At 71.2% G+C, this 20,835-nt stretch carries 22 protein-coding genes, 1 tRNA gene and 1 other RNA gene; 14 read left to right on the forward strand and 10 right to left on the reverse strand.

Going from position 1 to position 20,835, the window contains the following annotated elements:
- Positions 1-37: 37 nt before the first annotated feature.
- Positions 38-125, reverse strand: a tRNA-Ser gene (locus AC1DS4_RS14945).
- A 132-nt stretch (positions 126-257) separates the two neighbouring features.
- Here AC1DS4_RS14945 and ffs point away from each other — a divergent pair.
- Positions 258-356: signal recognition particle sRNA small type (gene ffs / locus AC1DS4_RS14950), an RNA gene on the forward strand.
- Positions 357-458: 102 nt separating this feature from the next.
- On the opposite strand, the gene AC1DS4_RS14955 is transcribed toward ffs, so the two are convergent.
- Both AC1DS4_RS14955 and AC1DS4_RS14960 read right to left on the reverse strand, forming a co-directional pair.
- Positions 459-1,862: a hypothetical protein gene (locus AC1DS4_RS14955; protein ID WP_477614520.1), complete on the reverse strand. Its 1,404-nt coding sequence runs from the start codon at positions 1,860-1,862 to the stop codon at positions 459-461.
- Complete coding sequence (locus tag AC1DS4_RS14960) at positions 1,859-2,554, reverse strand: ABC transporter ATP-binding protein (protein WP_477624757.1); 696 nt, start codon at positions 2,552-2,554, stop codon at positions 1,859-1,861. Before AC1DS4_RS14960 ends, AC1DS4_RS14955 begins: the two co-directional genes overlap by 4 nt.
- 96 nt (positions 2,555-2,650) lie before the next feature.
- On the opposite strand from AC1DS4_RS14960, the gene AC1DS4_RS14965 reads away from it, so the two are divergent.
- The 5 genes from AC1DS4_RS14965 to AC1DS4_RS14985 all read left to right on the forward strand — a co-directional run bounded on the left by AC1DS4_RS14965 (position 2,651) and on the right by AC1DS4_RS14985 (position 7,123).
- Positions 2,651-4,888, forward strand: coding sequence for a DNA polymerase III subunit gamma and tau (locus AC1DS4_RS14965; protein ID WP_477624756.1), 2,238 nt, complete (start codon positions 2,651-2,653; stop codon positions 4,886-4,888).
- A gap of 8 nt (positions 4,889-4,896) precedes the next feature.
- Positions 4,897-5,460, forward strand: coding sequence for a hypothetical protein (locus AC1DS4_RS14970; protein ID WP_477624755.1), 564 nt, complete (start codon positions 4,897-4,899; stop codon positions 5,458-5,460).
- A gap of 10 nt (positions 5,461-5,470) precedes the next feature.
- Positions 5,471-6,070: a recombination mediator RecR gene (recR, locus tag AC1DS4_RS14975; protein ID WP_477614524.1), complete on the forward strand. Its 600-nt coding sequence runs from the start codon at positions 5,471-5,473 to the stop codon at positions 6,068-6,070.
- A complete protein-coding gene (locus tag AC1DS4_RS14980; protein ID WP_477614525.1) occupies positions 6,063-6,614 on the forward strand; it encodes a DUF5063 domain-containing protein in 552 nt (183 codons plus the stop codon). The genes recR and AC1DS4_RS14980 overlap by 8 nt, the downstream gene beginning before the upstream one ends.
- Positions 6,615-6,736: 122 nt before the next feature.
- Complete coding sequence (locus AC1DS4_RS14985) at positions 6,737-7,123, forward strand: VOC family protein (protein ID WP_477614526.1); 387 nt, start codon at positions 6,737-6,739, stop codon at positions 7,121-7,123.
- A gap of 56 nt (positions 7,124-7,179) precedes the next feature.
- Here the strand turns inward: AC1DS4_RS14985 and AC1DS4_RS14990 are convergent, their stop codons facing one another.
- Positions 7,180-8,331, reverse strand: coding sequence for an ABC transporter permease (locus AC1DS4_RS14990; RefSeq protein ID WP_477624754.1), 1,152 nt, complete (start codon positions 8,329-8,331; stop codon positions 7,180-7,182).
- Complete coding sequence (locus tag AC1DS4_RS14995; RefSeq protein ID WP_477614528.1) at positions 8,328-9,242, reverse strand: ABC transporter ATP-binding protein; 915 nt, start codon at positions 9,240-9,242, stop codon at positions 8,328-8,330. The genes AC1DS4_RS14990 and AC1DS4_RS14995 overlap by 4 nt, the downstream gene beginning before the upstream one ends.
- 154 nt (positions 9,243-9,396) lie before the next feature.
- Here AC1DS4_RS14995 and AC1DS4_RS15000 point away from each other — a divergent pair, with 154 nt between their 5' ends.
- Together AC1DS4_RS15000 and AC1DS4_RS15005 are read left to right on the forward strand one after the other, a co-directional pair.
- A complete protein-coding gene (locus tag AC1DS4_RS15000; protein WP_477614529.1) occupies positions 9,397-10,668 on the forward strand; it encodes an aspartate kinase in 1,272 nt (423 codons plus the stop codon).
- Positions 10,665-11,756: an aspartate-semialdehyde dehydrogenase gene (locus AC1DS4_RS15005; protein ID WP_477614530.1), complete on the forward strand. Its 1,092-nt coding sequence runs from the start codon at positions 10,665-10,667 to the stop codon at positions 11,754-11,756. The genes AC1DS4_RS15000 and AC1DS4_RS15005 overlap by 4 nt, the downstream gene beginning before the upstream one ends.
- A gap of 21 nt (positions 11,757-11,777) precedes the next feature.
- Here AC1DS4_RS15005 and AC1DS4_RS15010 read toward each other — a convergent pair whose 3' ends face one another.
- Entirely contained in the window at positions 11,778-12,281 is a 504-nt protein-coding gene (locus AC1DS4_RS15010) for a hypothetical protein (protein ID WP_477624753.1), read from the reverse strand.
- 148 nt (positions 12,282-12,429) lie between these two features.
- Between AC1DS4_RS15010 and AC1DS4_RS15015 the strand changes: the two genes are divergently transcribed.
- Positions 12,430-13,284 carry a LytR C-terminal domain-containing protein gene (locus AC1DS4_RS15015; protein ID WP_477614532.1) on the forward strand — a complete coding sequence of 285 codons (855 nt, stop codon included), beginning with the start codon at positions 12,430-12,432 and terminating at the stop codon, positions 13,282-13,284.
- A 137-nt stretch (positions 13,285-13,421) separates the two neighbouring features.
- Here AC1DS4_RS15015 and AC1DS4_RS15020 read toward each other — a convergent pair whose 3' ends face one another.
- Positions 13,422-13,604, reverse strand: coding sequence for a hypothetical protein (locus tag AC1DS4_RS15020; protein ID WP_477624752.1), 183 nt, complete (start codon positions 13,602-13,604; stop codon positions 13,422-13,424).
- A gap of 40 nt (positions 13,605-13,644) precedes the next feature.
- Here AC1DS4_RS15020 and AC1DS4_RS15025 point away from each other — a divergent pair, with 40 nt between their 5' ends.
- From AC1DS4_RS15025 to AC1DS4_RS15045, 5 genes are all read left to right on the forward strand, one after another.
- Positions 13,645-14,274 carry a M15 family metallopeptidase gene (locus tag AC1DS4_RS15025; protein ID WP_477624751.1) on the forward strand — a complete coding sequence of 210 codons (630 nt, stop codon included), beginning with the start codon at positions 13,645-13,647 and terminating at the stop codon, positions 14,272-14,274.
- Positions 14,275-14,312: 38 nt separating this feature from the next.
- A complete protein-coding gene (locus AC1DS4_RS15030) occupies positions 14,313-15,110 on the forward strand; it encodes a L,D-transpeptidase family protein (protein WP_477624750.1) in 798 nt (265 codons plus the stop codon).
- A gap of 73 nt (positions 15,111-15,183) precedes the next feature.
- Positions 15,184-16,383 carry a pyrophosphate--fructose-6-phosphate 1-phosphotransferase gene (locus tag AC1DS4_RS15035; protein WP_477614537.1) on the forward strand — a complete coding sequence of 400 codons (1,200 nt, stop codon included), beginning with the start codon at positions 15,184-15,186 and terminating at the stop codon, positions 16,381-16,383.
- A 13-nt stretch (positions 16,384-16,396) separates the two neighbouring features.
- Positions 16,397-18,115: an AMP-binding protein gene (locus AC1DS4_RS15040; protein ID WP_477633118.1), complete on the forward strand. Its 1,719-nt coding sequence runs from the start codon at positions 16,397-16,399 to the stop codon at positions 18,113-18,115.
- 188 nt (positions 18,116-18,303) lie between these two features.
- Positions 18,304-18,729 carry an NUDIX hydrolase gene (locus AC1DS4_RS15045; protein WP_477633119.1) on the forward strand — a complete coding sequence of 142 codons (426 nt, stop codon included), beginning with the start codon at positions 18,304-18,306 and terminating at the stop codon, positions 18,727-18,729.
- 53 nt (positions 18,730-18,782) lie between these two features.
- Here the strand turns inward: AC1DS4_RS15045 and AC1DS4_RS15050 are convergent, their stop codons facing one another.
- Genes AC1DS4_RS15050 through AC1DS4_RS15060 form a run of 3 tightly spaced genes read right to left on the reverse strand, consistent with a single transcriptional unit; the run spans position 18,783 to position 20,710 of the window.
- Complete coding sequence (locus AC1DS4_RS15050; protein ID WP_477646064.1) at positions 18,783-19,568, reverse strand: hypothetical protein; 786 nt, start codon at positions 19,566-19,568, stop codon at positions 18,783-18,785.
- An 11-nt stretch (positions 19,569-19,579) separates the two neighbouring features.
- Positions 19,580-20,143 carry an RNA polymerase sigma factor gene (locus tag AC1DS4_RS15055; RefSeq protein WP_477633121.1) on the reverse strand — a complete coding sequence of 188 codons (564 nt, stop codon included), beginning with the start codon at positions 20,141-20,143 and terminating at the stop codon, positions 19,580-19,582.
- Positions 20,144-20,203: 60 nt separating this feature from the next.
- Positions 20,204-20,710: a hypothetical protein gene (locus AC1DS4_RS15060; protein ID WP_477633122.1), complete on the reverse strand. Its 507-nt coding sequence runs from the start codon at positions 20,708-20,710 to the stop codon at positions 20,204-20,206.
- Positions 20,711-20,835: the final 125 nt, after the last annotated feature.

The raw sequence follows: 20,835 nt of genomic DNA on the forward strand, positions 1-20,835 counted from the left end.
AAGGCCCCCTGCACCTGCGTGGGGGGCCTTGTCTGGTTGGCGGAGGATAGGGGATTCGAACCCCTGAGAGCTTTCACTCAACACGCTTTCCAAGCGTGCGCACTAGGCCACTATGCGAATCCTCCGCCGAGGAGGCTACCTGAGCGAACGGCCTGCCCTGAAATCGCCTCAGATGGCGCAGCCAGGTCCGGCCAGGTCCGGCGTGCCGGCCGGGCCAGCGGATTCGCAGACCCGCTGGCCCCCCGTCTACACTGGCGGCAGGCACCCCGTGTGGTGGTACCTCTCCGAACTCCCCCAGGGCAGGAATGCAGCAAGGGTAGGAGAGCTCTTCCAGGTACGCGGGGTGTCCCCGTGTGTGCCCGCCCGTACTTTCGGCCACTCGCCCGAAAGCACGGGCGCTTGGCGGGTCCTGACGCCGTACTTTCGGCCACTCGCCCCGAATGCCTGGCGCGGCCGGCTCAGGTCCGGTGGCCCTCGTCGAGCAGCCGGACGCGGCGCCGGCCGAAGGTGACGGCCGCGTAGGACGCGAGCACCAGGACCATGAGCGCGTTCGACGCGCCGGACCGGGTGAGCAGCGCCGAGGCGGCGACCCCGCCGATGACCGTGAGCAGCAGCGGGCGGGCGTACCAGAAGGCAACCGACATCACGGCCGAGCCCGGCGAGAACAAGGACACCGGCGGCAGGCCGCGGAAGGCGGCCATGAGGTGCGCGCCCGCCACAAGGGCGACCATGGCAAGGGGCCAGACCACCACGGCGACGCCGCCTGTCGACGTCAACGCGACCGCGGCGCCCGCGAGCAGCGCCACGACGGCATACAACAGGGAGGGGGCGACCAGGTGGGCCAGCGCCTCCTGCCCGTACGCCAGCCCGATGAGGGGCGTCGTCCCGGCGTTGTCCCCCTGCAGTCGCATCCCCTCGGCCCAGGCGCCGTAGCCGAGGTAACAGGCGACGATGCCGACGAAGGCGACGATGTTCGGGACCCCTGGGGTCGCCGCGTGGGCGAGCGCCCAGCACCCGCCACCGGAAAGGATCGCGCCGACCATGAGCGCTCCGGGTGATCGTCGCAGCCCCAGCCAGTCACGCGCGGCGACCACGGCCACCGGCCCGCGGGCACGCAGCCGCCGACGACGAAGCCGCGTCGTGGGGGAGGCGACGTCGAGCCGGGCAGCGCGCAGGTCACCCGCGAGCACCGCACCCCCGATCGTCACGGCGCGCGCGGCCTGGGTCCGCAGGCTGACGTGGTGCAGGGCCCGCAGCGAACGGACCTCGCGCAGGACCGTCCCGGGACCTCTCGTGCCGGTGGGCCAGGACCGTACCTGCCCCCACAGCCACGCGCCGGCGAAGCCGAGCCCGACCGCCAGGCCCCCGAGAGTGGTCGGGACGAGGGCCAGCGGCGACGCCACTGCGGCGACCACCATGCCGGTGCCGATCACCGCACCGGTGAGCAGCCCGCCGACCAGGCAGCCGAGGAGGCTGAGCCGCCATGAGCGGCGCAGCACGACGGCGCGGTCGAGGCCGCTGACCACGACGTGGTCGAGGTAGGGCAGGTCGGGCACGACCGGGCCCCGCACCGAGCCGAGCCGGTGCGCGAGCAGCAGGAGTGCCACGACGACGGCACCGACGACGAGGACACCCTGGACCCCGGTCAGGTGACGTGAGAGCCACGCCGGGTCGACGAACTCGAAGAAGGCCCGCGACGCCGGCACCCCGTAGACGAGGGACGCGATCACGGCGACGTAGGCGGCATACACGGCATTGCCGTTGCCCTTGTCGGGCAGGCCGCCTCGGATGACCTCGCGCGCCTGGGCGAGGCGTTCGCGGTCGGTCGCCGGTCCGGCGACCTCGACGGAGGGGTCGCTCATGGGCCGACGATGTCGACCACCGCGTCACCCAGGGCGGCCGTCATGCCGGGGTCGTGGCAGGCGACGACGAGCGCGGCGCCGGTGGCCTTGCGGGCCAGCAGGATGTCGGTGAGCAGCGCGCGCTTGTGGGTGTCGAGCCGCTGCTCAGGTTCGTCGAGCAGCAGCACCCGGGCCGGGCGGAACAGCACCATCGCGAGGTGGAAGAGGTGTTGCTGCCCGGACGAGAGCTCGTGGGGGAACCGTTCGGAGAGGTGGTCCACCTCCAGCTCGGCCAGCATCGCGTCGGCCCGCTCGTCCGCGGTGCCGATGGCCCCGCCCCACGTCGAGTCGATGAGGACGAGGTGGTCGATGAGGGTCAGGTCGCGGTATGCCGTGGGCGAGCCGATGAGCGCGGCCACCCGGGCGCGCGTGGCCGGGTCGCGCTCGTCGAGCGGCTGCCCGTCGAGGCCGGCAGTGCCCGACGAGGCGTCGAGGGTGCCGGCGAGGATCCGCAGCAGGGTGGTCTTGCCGCTGCCGTTCTCCCCGCGCAGGACGACGCACTGCCCGGAGGTGACGGCCAGGTCGACGGGCCGCAGGAGCACGTTGCCGTCGATCTCCTTGGCGACTCCGGTGGCCGTCAGGGTCAGCGGTTGGGTCGTCCCTTCCCCGCCCGGATCCGGCTCGGCGGTGGGCTGTCTGCGCCGTGCGAACATCTGCCTCCTTCGTCGCCGTCAGTGTGCCACCCGGGTCTGGACGCCCGACGCGCGCGGACGCCGCGGATGTCGTCGGGGGCGACTAGGGTTCCCGAGGTGAGCACCGCGTTGTACCGCCGCTACCGGCCCGAGACCTTCGCCGACGTCATCGGCCAGGAGCACGTCACCGAGCCCCTGATGCAAGCGCTGCGCACGGGCCGGGTCAACCACGCCTACCTGTTCTCGGGGCCTCGCGGGTGCGGCAAGACGACCAGCGCCCGCATCCTGGCCCGCTGCCTCAACTGCGAGCAGGGGCCGACGCCGACCCCGTGCGGCACGTGCGACTCGTGCGTCGCGCTCGCCCGCGGTGGCGCCGGCAGCGTCGACGTCATCGAGATCGACGCCGCCAGCCACGGTGGTGTCGACGACGCCCGTGACCTGCGCGAACGCGCGTCCTATGGTCCGGCGCAGAGCCGCTACAAGATCTACATCATCGACGAGGCCCACATGGTCACGCCGCAGGGCTTCAACGCGCTGCTCAAGATCGTCGAGGAGCCGCCCGAGCACGTGAAGTTCGTCTTCGCGACGACCGAGCCCGAGAAGGTCATCGGCACGATCCGCAGCCGCACCCACCACTACCCGTTCCGGCTGGTCCCACCCGGCCAGCTCTCCGACTACATGGGCAGCCTGTGCGAGCAGGAGGGCGTCGCGGTGGCCCCCGGCGTGCTCTCCTTCGTCACGCGCGCGGGCGGCGGTTCGGTGCGTGACTCGCTGTCGGTGCTCGACCAGCTCATCGCCGGGTCGAGCGACGAGGGGCTGACCTACGAGGGTGCGGCCGCCCTGCTGGGCTTCACCGATGCCGAGCTCCTCGACGCGATCATCGACGCCTTCGCCGCGGCCGACGCCGCAGGGGTCTTCCACCAGGTCGACCGCGTCATCGAGACCGGCCTCGACCCGCGTCGGTTCGTCGAGGACCTGCTGGAGAGGTTGCGCGACCTCATCGTCGTGGCGGCGGTTCCGGATGGCGCGTCCTCGGTGTTGCGCGGCGTGCCCGAGGACCAGCTCGAACGCATGCGTCAGCAGTCGGCCGCCTTCGGCGGCGGTGCCCTGTCGCGGGCCGCCGACATCGTCAACGCCGGCCTCACCGAGATGACCGGCGCCACCGCGCCGCGACTCCAGCTCGAGCTCATCTGCGCGCGCGTGCTGCTCCCCGCCGCCTCCGGTGAGTCCGGGTATGCCGCGCGCCTGGACCGCCTCGAACGTCGCCTCGACGTCGAGGGCGTCCCGTCAGTGGCCCGTGCAGCGGCAGCACCCGTCCCCCCCACGTCGCCCTCGGCCCCCGCGGCGCCGGCCACCCCGCAGCCGGTAGCCGTGCCTGCGTCCGAGCCCGAGCCCGTCCCGACCCCCGCACCGGCGCGGGCGGTCGAGCCGCACGACCTGTCGACGGAGCCGCAGCACCAGTCAGGGCCGCCCGAGCGTGTGGCGACCGAGCCAGTGGCGACCGAGCCCCCAGCGACCGAGCCAGTGGCGACCGAGCCGGCCGCTGCCGCAGAGGCGCCGCGCACCAGCACCCCCACCGGCGGCATCGACGTCGCGGCCATCCGCCGGGCGTGGCCGGACATCCTCGGCTGGATCTTCAAGCACAAGCGCACCACGTGGACCCTGCTCTCCGAGCATGCGACCGTCTACGACTACGACGGCTCCAAGGTGGTCCTGGGCATCTCGACCGTCGGCATCGCCAACACCTTCCGGCACGGCCCGCACGCCGACCTGGTCCGTCAGGCGCTCATCGACGTGCTCGGCGTGGACGCACGCGTCGAGGGGATCCCCACCCCCGATGCCGCCGTCTCCGCACCGAGCGGCGAGGCCCACCCCACCGTCGCTCCCGCCAACCGGTTCCCGTCCGACGACCCGGCAGTCAAGGGCGACAACCCCGCGCCGTCGCGCGCCCGGGGCGGGACGGACGGCGGTGCGGCGGGAAGCTCTGGCGGCCCGGCGGCATACGCGGGCCTCGCTGCCTCGAGCCCACCCCCGGAGACAGGTGGCGGCTGGGCGACCGCCTCGTCCGGCCCGTCGAACGGCCCGAGCTGGGCCAGCGACGACGTGGCGGGGGCTGCGTCGACCCCACCCCCCGAGCCGGCGACCGCGCCCGCCGCCGAGCCGGGCACCGGTTCGAGGCTGGCCGCGGCGAAGGCTGCCGTGGCGGCGGAGGAGCCAGCGCGCACGCCTGACACCTATGTCGCCGATGACAGCGCCGCCAGTGCCGACGACGAGGACATCGCCGAGCTGGGCGAGGTCGGCAGGCCGGTCATCGAGCGACTGCTCGGCGGCAAGGTCATCGACGAAGGTCCCTGACCGCTGCGATGCAGGTCGCCGAGCTCCTCACGCGTCCGACCGCAGCCGAGCGGGCGTCGTCGCTGCCCGGCGACGACGTCGTGGCCCCCGCGGACGTCGTGATGGACCGTGCCTTCACCCTTCAGGTTCCCCCCGACGCCGTGTGGCCGTGGATCGTCCAGCTGGGGAAGCGGCGAGCCGGGTGGTACCTCCCCGCGGCGGTCGAGCGGTTCGTGCCGCCCGCCCGTCGAGGGCTGCGGAGGCTCGATGACCGCCACCAGGCACTCTCGGTCGGCGACGTCATCCCGGACTGGGGTGGAGCGGACGCGACGTTCACCGTCGTGGAGCTCGCACCGGCCCGGCACCTGCTCTACGGCTCGACCCGCGGCCGCACCCACCTGACCTGGTGCCTGCGGCTGACATCTGTCGGTGGCCGACGCACCCGGGTGCAGCTGCGGTTGCGGTTGGCGCCGGTCAGGCACCGGTTCGTGGCGGAGCACCTGGGCGGGTTGTTCGACCAGCTCACCGTCATGGGCCTGGCGGCAGGGCTTCGCGAGCGGGTCCAGCCCACCAGCGACACCGCGAGGGCATAGGCTCACTGGTGTGTACGAAGGCGTGGTCCAGGACCTGATCGACGAGCTCGGGCGACTGCCCGGAGTCGGTCCCAAGAGCGCCCAGCGGATCGCCTTCCACCTGCTGCAGGCCGACGCGGTCGACGTGAAGCGCCTCGTCGAGGTGCTCACCGAGGTCAAGGCCAAGGTGCGGTTCTGCGAGACCTGCGGCAACGTGGCGGAGTCCGAGCAGTGCCGGATCTGCGCCGACCCGCGCCGTGACGGCACCGCCATCTGCGTCGTGGAGGAGCCGAAGGACGTGGTCGCCATCGAGCGCACCCGTGAGTTCCGCGGGCGCTACCACGTGCTGGGTGGGGCGATCAGCCCGATCGACGGTGTCGGGCCGGACGACCTGCGCATCAAGGAGCTGATGACCCGGCTCGCGTCGGCCGAGGTCACCGAGATCATCATCGCGACCGACCCCAACCTCGAGGGCGAGGCGACGGCCAGCTACCTGGCCCGTTTCCTGCGGCCCATGGGGTTGCGGGTGACCCGGCTCGCGTCGGGTCTGCCCGTGGGTGGCGATCTGGAGTATGCCGACGAGGTCACCCTCGGCCGGGCGTTCGAAGGCAGGAGGCTTCTCGATGTCTGACGACCTGCGGGTGCTGGCCGACGAGTCGGCCGCCGACGCCCGCGCCTATCTCTCGACGGTCACCGAGGTGGCCTCGGGGACGGCGCCGGACGCGGCGATCCCGATGACGCTCCTCGCGTTGTCCCAGGCGCTCGTCATGGGTGCCCGGCTCGGCGCCATCGAGGACATCCTCCCGGCGGAGCGGTTCGAGGCCGACACGGTCGAGGCCGAGCTCGACCCGCTGCGCACGGGCGTCGCGAACCTCTTCGAGGGACTCGACGAGTACGCCGACCTCGTCGACCCCGTCACCTCCACCGAGCTCGCCACCGGATCACTGTCCAACGACGTGACGGTCGTCGCCTCCGCACTCGCCCACGGGCTGCGGCACTACGACGCCGGGCGGATGTCCGAGGCGCTCTGGTGGTGGCAGTTCAGCTATCTCTCCGACTGGGGCGAGCGGGCGGCCTCCGCCCTGCGGGTCCTGCAGTCCCTGCTCGGCCACATCCGGCTCGACGCCGACGAGGAGCGGGTCTCCGAGGCCGAGTTCGACGCCCTGCACCCCTGACACCCGCGCGGCGGTGCGGGCGTGCGGACGCGCGGACGTGCGGACGTGCTGCAAGATCACTGAGACGCGCTGCAAGAGCACGTGAAACGAGAGCAGACCGAGGGGGTTCGACTGCGATGCAGATGAAGCTGGAACTGATTCCGCTCCCGGTGGCGGACGTTGACCGGGCCATCGCCTTCTACGGCGACAAGCTCGGCTTCACCAAGGACGTTGACGTGCGGCCCGCCGAGGGTGTCCGGATCGTCCAGCTGACGCCAGAGGGCTCGGGTTGTTCGATCGGTTTCGGGACGGGGCTGGAGGTGTACGCGGGTGAGCCGGGGAGTGCCAGGGGCCTGCACCTGGTCGTGGAGGACATCACGGAGGCCCGTGCCGAGCTCGTCCGCAGAGGCGTGGAGGTCAGCGAGATCCACGACTTCGGCGGCGGTGTCAAGGGAGCGAACTTCTCCGATCCTGACGGCAACAGCTTCGAGCTGCAGGAGATGGCCTGGCGCAGGGGCTCGACGTACTAGAGGTACGGCATACCCGTCTCGCCGGAAGTGCGACGCATCTCCGGCGGCGCGAGCGGTCAGGCGATGCGGGTCCCGTTGGGCAGTCGGCGGATCGGCGTCCGCAGCCGCTGACCCGCCACCACCCCGGCGCCGACGCCGGCGATCAGCAGGAACCCGAGACCGAACGGCCAGACCGGAGCGGTTTCGAGGGCCTCGTCCAGCGGGTCCACATAGCTCTCGTCCGTGAAGTCCCCCTGACCTGGGCCCACGAAGCCGGCGCACTCCTGCGCGACGGCGTCCGGCCCGTTGCGCGCCATCCGTGAGCCGGCGCTGATCCAGCGCATGGGAGTGAAGCCGCTGGAGTACATCCCGTTGGTCTTGCGGGGCTGGGAGGGCGCGGCGTCGGCGACCACGACGAACGGGTTGAGCGGCAGCATCCACCAGATGCGCTCCGTGTGCGCCACGGTCGTGCGACGCGTGAACGTGGTGCAGTCCGCGCGCGTCGGCTCGACCTGGCTCTTCTGGATCTGCTCGAGCTGTTCGGGGGTGAGGTTGGGGTCGTTGGGGTCGAAGGCGGGGGCCTGGTGGGTCTGGTACCACGACTCGGGGATGCCGAAGACCTGCTGGGTCTCCTCCTGGGTCACGAGGAAGGCGCTGAGCCCGAACCCGATGGTGGTGCCGAAGACCAGGGCTCCCATCGTCAGGTACGTCAGCACGGCCGAGGCGACAGGTCGCGCCGTCAGCGTGGAGAACATCAGGCCGATCGCGCAGACCACCGCCAGCACGAGGACGAGCACCACCAGGGACATCACGATGCCCCCCGCCGAGATGCCTCCCTCGAACCAGGCCCAGGCCAGGAACGGCAGCGCGCTGGTGAGGAAGGCCAGCGAGATCGCCCACGCCGAGAGCAGCTTGCCGAGCGCGATGTCCCAGGGTGAGAGCAGCGTCGTCTGCAGGGTCGCGAGGACCCCGTGCTCACGGTCGCCGTTGACCGAGGTCGCGGTGAGCGAGGGGACGATGAGCATGGACAGGCCCAGCACGAAGAAGACGACGATGTCGTACATCGCCGATCCCGATCTGAGGTCGGGGTCGTTCGTCGCCCAGTAGGCGAGGAAGGTGACCCCCGCGATGAGGATGACCCAGACCGCCAGCACGATCGGCCAGCGCGAGGTGCGGACTCGTTGACGCAGCTCGAGGGCTGCGATCGTCCGGATGCCGTGCCAGCTCATCGCCGGTCCTCCGTCGCTGCGAGGTAGGCGGACTCGAGGGCGCCCTGACTGGGAGCGAAGGCGATGACCCGGATGCCGTCGCGGACCAGGTCGGCGAGCAGCCGCGCGGCGTTCTCCTCCCCGGCCACTTCGACCTCGGTGAGGCCGCCTCCGACCCGGATCGCGGGGACGTGGTGTTCCTCGAGCCAGCTGGTGAGGTCCTCGGGGTCGAGCGAGTCGATGCGCCAGGAGGCCATCGCCGTCGCGACGAAGTCCGCGTCGAGGCTCTGGGTCTCGAGGCTCCGCCCGCGCGCCACGATGACGGCGCGGTCGGCGACCTCCTGGAGCTCAGTGAGGATGTGACTGGAAACGAGCACCGTCTTGCCTTGTGCCGCAAGGGATCTCAACACATCGCGCAGCTCGATGCGACTGCGCGGGTCCAGTCCGGAAGCCGGCTCGTCGAGCAGGAGCACGCTGGGGTCGTTGATGAGGGCGCGGGCCAGGCCGAGCCGCTGCTTCTGCCCTCGCGAGAGCACCCGCGCGCGACGGTCCGCGAGGTCGTCGAGGTGCACCGTGTGCAACAGCTCGTCGGTGCGGGCCCGTGCCCGGTCCGCCGGCATCCGGTATGCCGCGGCGATGGTGTGCAGCACCTCGCGCACCGTGAGCGCGTCCCAGGTGCCGAAGCCGTCGGGCATCCACCCGATCTTGGCCCGGACCTCGGTCGGCTGGCTGACGGGGTCGAGCCCGTCGATGCGGATCTGCCCCTGGTCCGGCACGAGCAACGTCGCCATCATCAGCAGCAGCGTCGTCTTGCCCGAACCGTTGGGACCGATCAACGCCGTGACCTCGCCCGGCTGGGCCGTGAGGCTGATGCTGTCGACGGCGAGCACGTCCCCGAACGCTCGCCGCACCCCCTGTACCTCGATGCTCATGCGCGAAGGCTAGCGGTGCAGGACCCGCCTGCCATGGGCTTTCGTACTCACCCGCGTCCGGCATGCGGCACCCACGTCCCACGATGAGGACGGCAGTTATGCTGGCGACTCCGCACCGCCGCACCGCCGTCTCGGGTCCACAGGAGTTCCAACCGTGCCGATCGTCGTCCAGAAATATGGCGGCTCATCGCTGGCCGATGCAGCCAGCATCAAGCGTGTCGCCCGCCGGATCGTCGAGGCCAAGAAGGCCGGGAACGACGTGTGCGTCGCCGTGTCCGCCATGGGCGACAGCACCGACGAGCTGCTCGACCTCGCCAACCAGGTGAGCCCGCAGCCCCCGCCCCGCGAGCTGGACATGCTGCTGACTGCGGGGGAGCGCATCTCGATGGCGCTCGTGGCCATGGCGATCGCCGACCTGGGCTACACCGTGCGCTCGTTCACGGGCAGCCAGGCGGGCGTCATCACCGACTCGTCGCACGGCAGGGCCCGCATCATCGACGTGACCCCGGGTCGGGTCACCGACGCCCTCGACAAGGGCCACATCGTCATCGTCGCCGGGTTCCAGGGCGTCAGCCAGGACACCAAGGAGATCACGACGCTCGGCCGCGGCGGGACCGACACGACCGCCGTCGCGCTGGCGGCCGCCCTCAACGCAGAGGTGTGCGAGATCTACACGGATGTCGACGGGGTCTTCACGGCCGACCCGCGAATCGTCCCGGCTGCCAGGAAGATCCACCGCATCTCCAACGAGGAGATGCTCGAGCTGGCGGCCTCTGGGTCGAAGGTCCTGCACCTGCGCAGCGTCGAGTACGCCCGCCGTTTCGACATCCCCATCCACGTTCGCAGCTCCTTCTCAGCGAAGGAGGGCACCATCGTCACGGACAAACCAGTTGAAGGAGACACCGTGGAAGCCCCCATCATCGCCGGTGTCGCCCACGACCGCAGCGAGGCCAAGATCACCGTCGTCGGCGTCCCGGACCATCCCGGCAAGGCGGCGGCGATCTTCCAGACCTGCGCCGACGCCGAGATCAACATCGACATGATCGTGCAGAACGTGTCCGCGACCGAGACCGGCCTCACGGACATCTCGTTCACCTGTCCCAAGACGGACGGCCAGACCGGGGTGCATGCGCTGAGGAAGGTGCAGGAGTCGGTGGGCTTCGCCTCGATCCAGTACGACGACCAGATCGGCAAGCTGTCGCTGGTGGGCGCCGGGATGCGGTCGCACCCGGGAGTCTCCGCGACGTTCTTCAAGGCGCTGGCCGACACCGGCGTCAACATCGAGATGATCTCGACGTCTGAGATCCGCATCTCGGTGGTGACGCGGGCCGAGGTCCTCGACGACGCCGTGCGAGCGGTCCACTCGGCCTTCGGGCTGGACTCCACCGAGGGCGAAGCCGTGGTCTACGGGGGCACCGGCCGGTGACCTCACTCGCCTCGAGGGCCCCGCGCCCGACCCTCGCACTGGTCGGAGCCACCGGAGCCGTGGGGGCGGTGACCCAGCAGGTGCTCGCGATGCGGGCCGACATCTGGGGCGAGATCCGGGCCGCCGCCTGCGCCGAGGATGCCGGGACCGTGCTGGTCGTGTGCGGCCGCGAGGTGGTCGTCCAGGAGCTGTCGCCCGAGTTCTTCGACGGCGTCGACATCGCCCTCGTCGACGTCCCTGCCCCGGTGGCTGCCCTGTGGGCGCCCATCGCCGCAGCCCGTGGTGCGGTCGTCATCGACAACAGCTCGGCGTTGCGCGGCGACCCCGACATCCCCCTGGTCGTCCCCGAGGTCAACCCCCTGCAGATCCGCAACCGGCCCAAGGGCATCATCGCCAATCCCGGTGCCACGACGTTGACCATGATCGACGCCCTCGGCGTCCTGCACGCCGGTTGGGAGCTCACCGAGCTGGTCGTGGCCTCCTACCAAGCGGCCTCCGGTGCCGGACGGGTCGGCATGGGCCGGCTCTACGACGAGCTCGAGGTCGTCGCCGGCCACCGCGAGCTCGGCCACCAGCCGGGTGACGTGCGGCGGCTGATCGAGCACGAGCTCGGCGCCGAGTCGCCGTTCCCGGCGCCCCTGGCCCTCAACGTCATCCCCTGGATCGGGGTGGCGGCCGAGGACGGCTGGACCTCCGAGGAGCTCAAGATCCGCAACGAGACCCGCAAGGTGCTCGGGCTGCCCGACCTGCGCGTCTCGGCGACCTGTGTGCGGGTCCCCGTCATCACGACGCACTCCGTCGCGGTCCACGCCACGTTCGCCCGCAAGATCGACGTGGCCGAAGCCCGCCAGGCCCTGGTCGAGGCGCCCGCGGTGGTGGTGCTCGACGACCCCGACAGCCTCGAGTTCCCCACGCCGTCTGACATCGTCGGCTCCGACCCGCGGTTCGCGGGGCGGTTGCGCCAGGCGCTGGACTTCCCCAACACCCTCGACTTCTTCATCTGCGGCGACAACCTTCGCAAGGGCGCTGCGCTCAACATGGTGCAGGTCGCCGAGCTGGTCGCGAAGGACCTGACCGTCGTCGGCTGACCGTCAGTCGTCGGCTGGCCCTCAGTCGTCGAGGGTCGCGCGCAGGCCGGCCTCCCCGACCGACAGCTGGAGCCTGCCGTCCTGCGGCAGGTCGACGACGGCACAGCCGTGCAGCACGTCCACCTGCGCCGCCTCCGTCATCCGGCACACGGTATGCCGCCCGCTCACCTCGAGCGCGAACTTCCCGTCCTCGTCGATGGTCGCCAGGACACCGCCGGCAGCCGTGACGTCGTCGTGCAGGACGCGTCCGCCTACGTAGGGCAGGTCGTCACTGCTGGGGACGTCGATGCCGGCCTTCCCGAGGAAGTCCAACAGCGAGCCGTCCTCGAGCACGGCCACCCAACCGCCCCCGAGGGGCCGGTCCTTCTGGCCGGTGTCGTCGACCGCGATGACCTGGCCCTCGATCCCGTCCGGTCCGCCGCAACCCGCCACGGTCACCAGTGCGACGGCGAGCAGCACGGTCGCGATCGCGCCGACGAGACCGCGTCGCGGGGCGCTGGCGGCCTGGGTGCTGGTGGGGGTCATGGGCCCACATCCTCGCGCACGCCCTCGTCGGGCCGCGGGATCACGGGTGGATGACGAATCGTGTCGTCCGCGTGTCGCTTGACATGTGACTGGTGTGACTGGTGTGACGATTGTGACTCACGATCAGGGACGAGCCAGGGGGCACCAGATGAAGGACGAGGACCTCACACCCACCCAGCTGTGGCGCAAGCACCGGATGCGCCAGGTCATGCTCTTCGTCACCATCCCCGGCGTCCTGCTGGGCACGGCCAGCATCACGGCTGCCTACTCGGCGGGCTGGATGAGCCCGCCGCCGCCCAAGCCCGCCTGCACCCCTGTCGTCGTCCCCGCGCCGGCACGAGGTTCCTTCACCGTCAACGTCATGAACGCCACCGGACGCCAGGGCGTGGCTGCCGAGGTGGCCGTCGGCCTGGCCAAGCGCAAGTTCACCGTCGGGGGCATCAGCAACGCCCCCGAGTCCTGGTACGTCACCCAGACCGCCGTCGTCCACCACGGCCCGAAGGGGCTCGACCAGGCGCTCCTGGCGGCCTCCCAGATCCCCGGCGCGAAGCTGTTCGCGGACACCCGGACGGGCACCTCGGTCGACGTCGTCGTGGGCCTGGGCTACCAGCAGCTGGTTGCGATTCCGGCGCGGCTCAAGCCCATTCCGTCCGAGGTCAAGGTCAACGTCTACAACACGACCTACAAGACCGGGCTGGCCAAGACCGTCGCCGACGCCGTCGCCGCCCGCGGGTTCAAGGTCAAGGACGTGTCCAACGACCCGCTGCGGACCCTGCAGATGGGCACCGCCGTCATCCGCTACGGCGAGGAGGGTGACCTGGCCGCGACCCTGCTGCAGGGACACGTCCCGGGCGCCCAGCTGGTCAAGGACGACCGCCTCGGAGCGGGGGTGGACCTCGTCATCGGCAACGCGTTCACGGAGCTGACTCCGGTCGCCGACGTGCCCCCGCTGCCTCCCCGACCCACGCAGGCGGTGCCCACGGTGGCTCGTCCCTGCAAGTGACCACGACCTGAGAGCGTCCGCGTCCCGGGCTTGGCATCGGAGCGGGCGAACAGGCACAGTGGGTGCCCCATGACGTCTCGCCCTGTGTATGCCGTTTCCCTCCTGTGTGCCGTCCTCGCCTCCGCGTGCGGTGGCGGTCAGCCCGACTCCGCCGCCACCACCGCTGCGTCCACGTCGCCCGCGCCGACCTCGGCCACGACGAGCGCGACGACCACGACAACCACCACCACGAAGCCTGCCGCCACGCCCTCGAAGGCCACCAAGCCCCCGGCGCCGGCCACGCGGCATACGACGGCTGCTGCGAAGCGCCCGGCGGCCACGAGCCTGGCACCGGTCCCGCGGGCGGGTGCCGAGCCCGCGGTGCGTTTCCCCCGGAACGAATCCGCAGTCGGCTCGGGCGCCAACGCCTCGGTCGCCCGCGTCCCTGACGGCGTCTGGAACGCGATGGTGGGCTACTCGTGGACCGCGGGGTGCCCGGTGGGGCGCTCGCAGCTGCGGTACGTGCGGGTCAACTTCTGGGGCTTCGACGGCAAGCGGTCGAGGGGGTCGCTCGTCGTGAACGCGTCGATCGCCGACGAGACGGCCGCTGCGTTCGCCCGGCTCTACGCTCTGCAGTTCCGCATCCGCCAGATGAAGCCGATGGACTCGTCGTGGGGCCGCAACCCCAAGGGCCCGGGCGCCAACGACTACGCGGCGATGGAGGCGGACAACACCTCCGCGTTCAACTGCCGCTACGTCGGGGGCCAGGAGGCGAGCAAGGTCTACAGCAAGCACGCCTACGGCACGGCGATCGACGTCAACGACTTCGAGAACCCCTACGTCGCCGACAACGGGACGGTCTACCCCGATCGCTACTGGCTGAGCCGGCGCGGCCCGGCGCCCGGCGTCTTCTCGTCCAGCGGGAGTGCCGCAGTGCGGGCGTTCACCAGCCAGGGCCTGCGCTGGGGCGGCCTGTGGTCACACCCCGACTATCAGCACTTCGACCGATGACGCGGGTTCTCCCTCGCCACCCACGTGGCAGGTGTGCCGTGTCGGCTGCGCTCTGCCTGACGGCGGTCGCGGCGCTCGCCGCCTGCTCCGGCCAGCCGGAGGCCACGGCCCGCACGTCGCGCGCCACCGTCTCGACGACGACACCGGCCACGACCACCTCGACCACGACGACGACGGCACCCAAGCCGAAGCCGTCCACCACCACCCGGTCGACGCCGAAATCCACCCCGCCGAGCACCAAGGCCAGTCCGAAGCCCAGTCCGAAACCCCAGGCCGCGCCGAGCTGCTCCGTTCCCTCGGGGGTGCGCGCGTCGCAGGTCGTGACGGTCAGGTCGGCGGGCTCCAGCGCGACCGTACGCGCCTGCCGCCGGACCTCCACTGGCTACGTCCTCGACCTCGGTCCCTACCACGGCCACGTCGGGCTCAACGGCGTCAGCTGGTCCAAGCGCGAGGGTGACCTCAAGACACCGGCGGGCACCTTCCCCCTGCGGGGTGGTTTCGGTGCTCGCGCGAATCCCGGTCTCCCCCAAGGCTGGTTCCGCGTCGACGGCTCCGACGTCTGGGTCGACGACAGCCAGTCGAGCCTCTACAACACCCACCAGCGCAAGCCGGCCAACGGCCGGTGGACCTCGGCGGAGAACCTGCTCAACACGCCTGCCTACAACTACGCCCAGGTGATCGGCTACAACGAGGGGCGGACGCCCGGGCGGGGTTCGGCGATCTTCTTCCACGTCGACACCGGCAGGGGGACGGCCGGCTGCGTCTCCCTGCCGACGTCGGCGCTGTTGGCCGTGATGCGCTGGGAACGCTCCGGCGCCGTGATGTCGATCAGCTGAGCCCGGCGACCAGCTGAGTCGACCGGCTGAGACCACGGTGGCCGTGCCCTCTCCGACACGGCAGAGTGGGCCCATGACCGTGAAAACCGTCGCCATGCTCACCGCTGGTGGCCTCGCCCCCTGCCTCTCGTCCGCTGTGGGTGGGCTCATCGAGCGCTACTCCGAGGTCGCGCCCGACGTGCGCCTCATTGCCTACCGCAACGGGTATGCCGGCCTGCTCACCGGTGACTCCGTGGAGGTCACTGACGAGGTGCGCGCCAAGGCGCACCTGCTGCACGGCTTCGGCGGCAGCCCGATCGGCAACAGCCGCGTCAAGCTCACCAACGTCAAGGACTGCGTGAAGCGCGGCCTGGTCCAGGAGGGCCAGGACCCCCTGCACGTCGCGGCCGAGCAGCTCACCCGCGACGGCGTCGACGTCCTGCACACGATCGGTGGCGACGACACCAACGGCACGGCGGCCGATCTCGCGGCCTTCCTGCACTCCAACGGTTACGAGCTCACGGTCGTCGGGCTCCCGAAGACGATCGACAACGACGTGATCCCGATCCGGCAGTCCCTCGGAGCCTGGACCGCCGCCGAGCAGGGCGCGTCGTTCGCGCGCAACGTGATCGCTGAGCACTCCGCCAACCCTCGCATGCTCATCGTGCACGAGGTGATGGGCCGCAACTGCGGATGGCTCACTGCCGCAACGGCTCTCGCACACCACAGATGGGTCCAGGGCGCCGAGTTCAGCGGCTGGCTGGAGAACTCCGCGGAGCGGTGGGACGTCCACGGTGTCTTCGTGCCGGAACGTCCGCTGGACATCGCGAGCGAGGCGAAGCGGCTCCGCAGCGTCATGGACGACTACGACGGCGTGAACCTCTTCGTCTCCGAGGGCGCTGGCGTCACCGAGATCGTCGAGGCGATGGAGGCCGCCGGGCAGGACGTGCCGCGCGACCCGTTCGGCCACGTCCAGCTCGACAAGGTGAACCCAGGGGCGTGGTTCGCCAAGCAGTTCGCCGACCAGCTCGGGGCCGACAAGGTGCTCGTGCAGAAGAGCGGCTACTTCGCGCGGTCGGCCGCGGCCAACGACGCGGACCTCGCCCTCATCAAGGACTGCACGACGTATGCCGTGGACGCGGCGCTGCGTGGCGAGTCCGGTGTCGTGGGGCACGACGAGGAGCGCGGCGACACGCTGCGCGCCATCGAGTTCGACCGGATCAAGGGGGGCAAGGCGTTCGACTCCTCCGTCGACTGGTTCACCACCCTGCTTGCTGACCTCGGGCAGGCGTAGCACAGTCGGTGCCATGGCACCCACGTCCGCGGCCGAGCCCAGTCCCAGCACGACGGCATACCGAAAGGCTCGCGACACGCTCGTCGCGCTCACCGGGCAGCACGACCGGGCTGTCCGCGAGTTCAGCTGGCCCGACGTCGGGGCGCGCTTCAACTGGGCGGTCGACTGGTTCGACGCCATCGCCCGCGGCAACGACGCGACGGCGCTGTGGCTCGTGGAGGAGGACGGCTCCGAGCAGCGGCTGACCTTCGACGAGATGGCCACGCGCTCCGACCAGGTCGCGGTCTGGCTGTCGGGGCTCGGCGTGGCCAAGGGCGACCGGGTGCTGCTCATGCTCGGCAACCAGGTCGAGCTGTGGGAGACGATGCTCGCGGTGTTCAAGCTCGGCGCCGTCATCATGCCGACGACGGCGGCCCTCGGTCCGGCGGACCTGCGCGACCGCGTCGAGCGCGGGGGCGCCCGGGTGGTCGTGGCCAACGGCGCGGACGCCGCCAAGTTCGAGGAGGTGCCCGGCGACTACGTGCGGGTGAGCGTCGGCGACGTGGACGGCTGGCACACCTACACGGACGCGTATGCCGTGCAGCCGCACCCCTTCGAGACCGTCACCGCGGCAACGGACCCGTTGTTGCTCTACTTCACCTCGGGCACGACCAGCAAGCCGAAACTCGTTGAGCACACTCAGGTTTCGTACCCGGTCGGTCACCTGTCGACGATGTACTGGATCGGTGCCAGACCTGGCGACGTCCACCTGGCCATCAGCTCGCCCGGGTGGGCCAAGCACGCGTGGTCGTGCTTCTTCGCGCCGTGGATCGCGGAGTCCACGATCTTCGTCCACAACTACACGCGGTTCGACGCAGGGGCGCTGCTGGACCAGATCCGGCGGGCCGGGGTCACGACGTTCTGCGCGCCACCGACGGTGTGGCGCATGCTGATCCAGGCCGACCTCAGCGGTGGGAGCGGTGACCTGCGAGAGCTCCTGGCTGCGGGCGAACCCCTGAACCCCGAAGTCATCAGCCAGGTCCAGCGCGCGTGGGACCTGACCATCCGCGACGGCTACGGCCAGACCGAGACGACCCTCCAGATCGGCAACATCGCCGGTGAGCCACTCAAGCCCGGGTCGATGGGGCGACCCATGCCCGGTGTGCCCGTGGCTCTCGTCGACCCGCTGACCGGCGAGCCCGCCGACGAGGGGGAGATCGTCCTCGACCTGTCCCGGCACCCGGTCAACCTGATGACCGGCTACCTCGGTGACGACGAGCGGCAGGCCCAGGCGATGTCCGGTGGCTACTACCACACGGGGGACGTGGCCCAGCGGGACGCGGAGGGCTACATCACCTACATCGGCCGCACCGACGACGTCTTCAAGGCGAGCGACTACAAGGTGTCGCCGTTCGAGCTCGAGAGCGTGCTGATCGAGCACCCGGCGGTGGCCGAGGCGGCGGTCGTGCCCGCGCCCGATGCGACCCGGCTGGCGGTGCCGAAGGCCTACATCGCGCTGGCTCCCGGCTGGGAGCCCGACGCCGACACCGCGAAGGCGATCCTGGCGCACGCCCGCACGCACCTCGCGCCCTACCTGCGGGTGCGACGCGTCGAGTTCTTCGAGCTGCCCAAGACCATCTCCGGCAAGATCCGCCGGGTTGAGCTGCGCGACCGCGAGCAGCAGGCCTTCGACGGTGGGAGGTCTCTGTCGGAGGAGTTCCGGGACGACCAGTTCCCCGACCTCAAGGGGTGACCAGCGGCGCTCCGGGGCCCGAGGGACGCGGGTGTCGGGTCGGAGCGGGAGGGGCCCGCGAGACGCCCGTGGCTTTGACCGGGCCGCTCGACTAGTCTGGCGCCGTCGAACCGGAACCGGGAGCGGTCCTGTCCGACAAACAGTGGGGACTGGGGGGTTACCGACCGTTTGCCTGATGGGAAGTTGGCATGTTACGACTGGCCAAAGCCGTGCCGGTGAGGACCTGTATCGCCGTCCACGTGCTCAGCATCGACCCCGACCGTCGCGTGCTCCTCGACCGGGCCCAGCCGCCGGAGCAGCCGTTCTGGGGCCTGCCCAGCGCAGTCATCGAGGTGGGCGAGGACCCGGTCATCCGCGTCCGGCGGCTGGTTTCCGCCGCGGGTGCGCTGACAGCCACCAGGGCCGAGGTCATCGACGTCGACAGCGTCGTCGACGGAGACCTGCACGTGGTGCACCTGGTCTTCGAGTGCGGAGCCGAGCCTTCCTTGCTGCCCACGGTGACCGGGTCGTCCGCGCTGTGGTGGAGCCTGCCGGAGATCGTCGGCCTCAACCTGTCGCCCCGGACGCGCAAGGCTCTCGCCTCGCGGTGGTCGATGATCTGGCCCGACACCTGACCCCAGTCGGCTGACCGGCCCCTTCCAGGCGGCAGGCAACATCGTGGCGGTGGCTAGCGCGTGATGGCCTCGTCGCCGGAGCCGCCGCCCGATCCGAAGCCGGAGTCGTCAGCGGAGCTCCGACCGGAGTCCTCCGTGTCGTCGTCGCCCGTGCTCGGGCCCGACCAGTCCTCGTTGTCGTCCGCGGGCTCTGTGCTGTGCGCGCTCGACGGCTCGTCCTCACCCTCGTGGCCACCGTCCTCGGTCTCAGCGGCTTCAGCGGGTTCGTCGGCCTCGTCCGCGTCGTCGCCSTGGCGAGCGTTGGTGGTCGCCACGGCGGGGCCCGCCTTCTCATGATGACTGGGTGTGGCCGGGTCGGACTCCTCGTGGGTCGCATCCGGCGAGCCGACCGGGAGGACGGGCAACTGGGTCGACGTGGTGTCGGCGATGTGCGGGGCCCGTGGCGTCCCGGGTGACACCACCGTCGGCGGGGGCGTCGGGGGCCCCGGGGACGTCGAGCGGTCGCTGGTTCCCAGGCCGCCGATGGCGGCCGCCGCCGTCGCGGTGGCGAGCAGGATCCCCGCGACGACCGTCGTGCCGGTCGCGACGTGGCGGGCGCCGCCCTGCCTGCGCCGCCCCAGCTCGTCCCCCGACGCGGGAGCCGACGTCGGAGCGACCACTGGCCCCAGCAGTCGGGTGAGCTCGGCGTTCGGCTCGGGTGCCGCCGTGACCAGGGCGCGCAGCACGTCGAGAGCGGTATCGAGCGCGGGGTCGCCGGTGGGCTGGGCACCCGTCAGGACCGCCTCGACGGTGCCCGCGTCGAGATCGGTCTGCGGGGCGCGCTCGGGAGTGGAGTTCATGTCGCTAGGTGTCATCGTCGGTCCGGTCCTGGGGTTACGCCCTGTGCTCGAGCCGTGGTGCGCAGGGCCAGGAGGCCGCGACGCTGGAGCTGTTTGACCGCGCCGATGCTGCGGCCGGTCGTGGCGGCTGTCTCCTCGAGGCTGAGGCCCGCCACGACCCTCAGGAGGACCACTTCGCGCTGCCCGTCGTTGAGCGACTCGACCAGCGCCAGGGCCCGCTGCGACCCGAGGGTGCGAACGGCGACGGCCTCGGCCGACTCAGTGGCGCGGTGGTCGTCCTCGGGCACGTACGGCACGCTGACCGGCTGACGGTGGCGGGCCCGCAGCTCGTCGACCACCCGCGCATGCGCCAGCGAGAAGGCGAAGGTCCTCAGGCCCGCGGCACCACCGGTGAGCTCAGGAAGGCGGTGGAACAACGTGAGGAACACGTCCTGCGTGAGCGCCTCCGGGTCGGTGGACCCGTGGCCGCGGAGGTACCCGGCGACCCGAGGCGCCAGCGCGTCGTAGATCGACCGCAGCGCCCCGGGCTCACCGGCAACGGCCGCAGCGACCAGCTCGTCGGTGACCGCGTTCACGGATGTCAGGGTGACAGCGCTGGGTACCCGAGGGTCGCGAATGCGTCCGCGAACCGCCGGTCAGTCGTCGGAGCCGTTGTCGCCGCCGTCGTGGTCGTCGTCACCGCCATCGCCCTGGTCGTCCCCGTGGTCGTCGCCGTGGGTGCTGGTCGAGCTGGACGACTCGTGCTCGTCCTGGTCGTCGTCCTCACCCTGGTCGTCACCGTCCTCGCCCTGGTCGTCGGCATCCTCACCCTGGTCGTCGCCGGACTCGGTGTGGGTCGCCGTGGTGGTGTGCGAGTGGGTCGAGGGCTCGGCGTGTGTGGCTTCGGAGGTCTCCGATGCCTCCGAGGTCTCCGACGTCTCGGACTCGGTGGGCTCGGACTCGCTGTCGGACTCGGTGGTGTCGGACTCGGTGGGCTCGGGGCTCTCGCTCTCGTCCGCGCTCGTGGTCGCGGAGACGGCGGGTCGGGGGTGGGAGACCGGCGCGGTTGCGGCCTGCGCGGCACTGAATCCGATGGCTCCGAGGACCGCTGCGGCGGCGCCGGCGCCGAGGACCTTGCGACGAACGGGGAGAGAGCGGGGCATGACGGTCCTAACTCGCGGGGACGGGGTTCCACGGTGGTCATCGCCCTGGCGGTCACAGGGGTTACGCACCATGACGTAGTTGACGAAGTCTTTACCTTCGGCCGTGTCCCGGTTCCGGCCACCGC

The sequence above is a fragment of the Pedococcus sp. P3_C7 genome, from assembly GCF_056402615.1.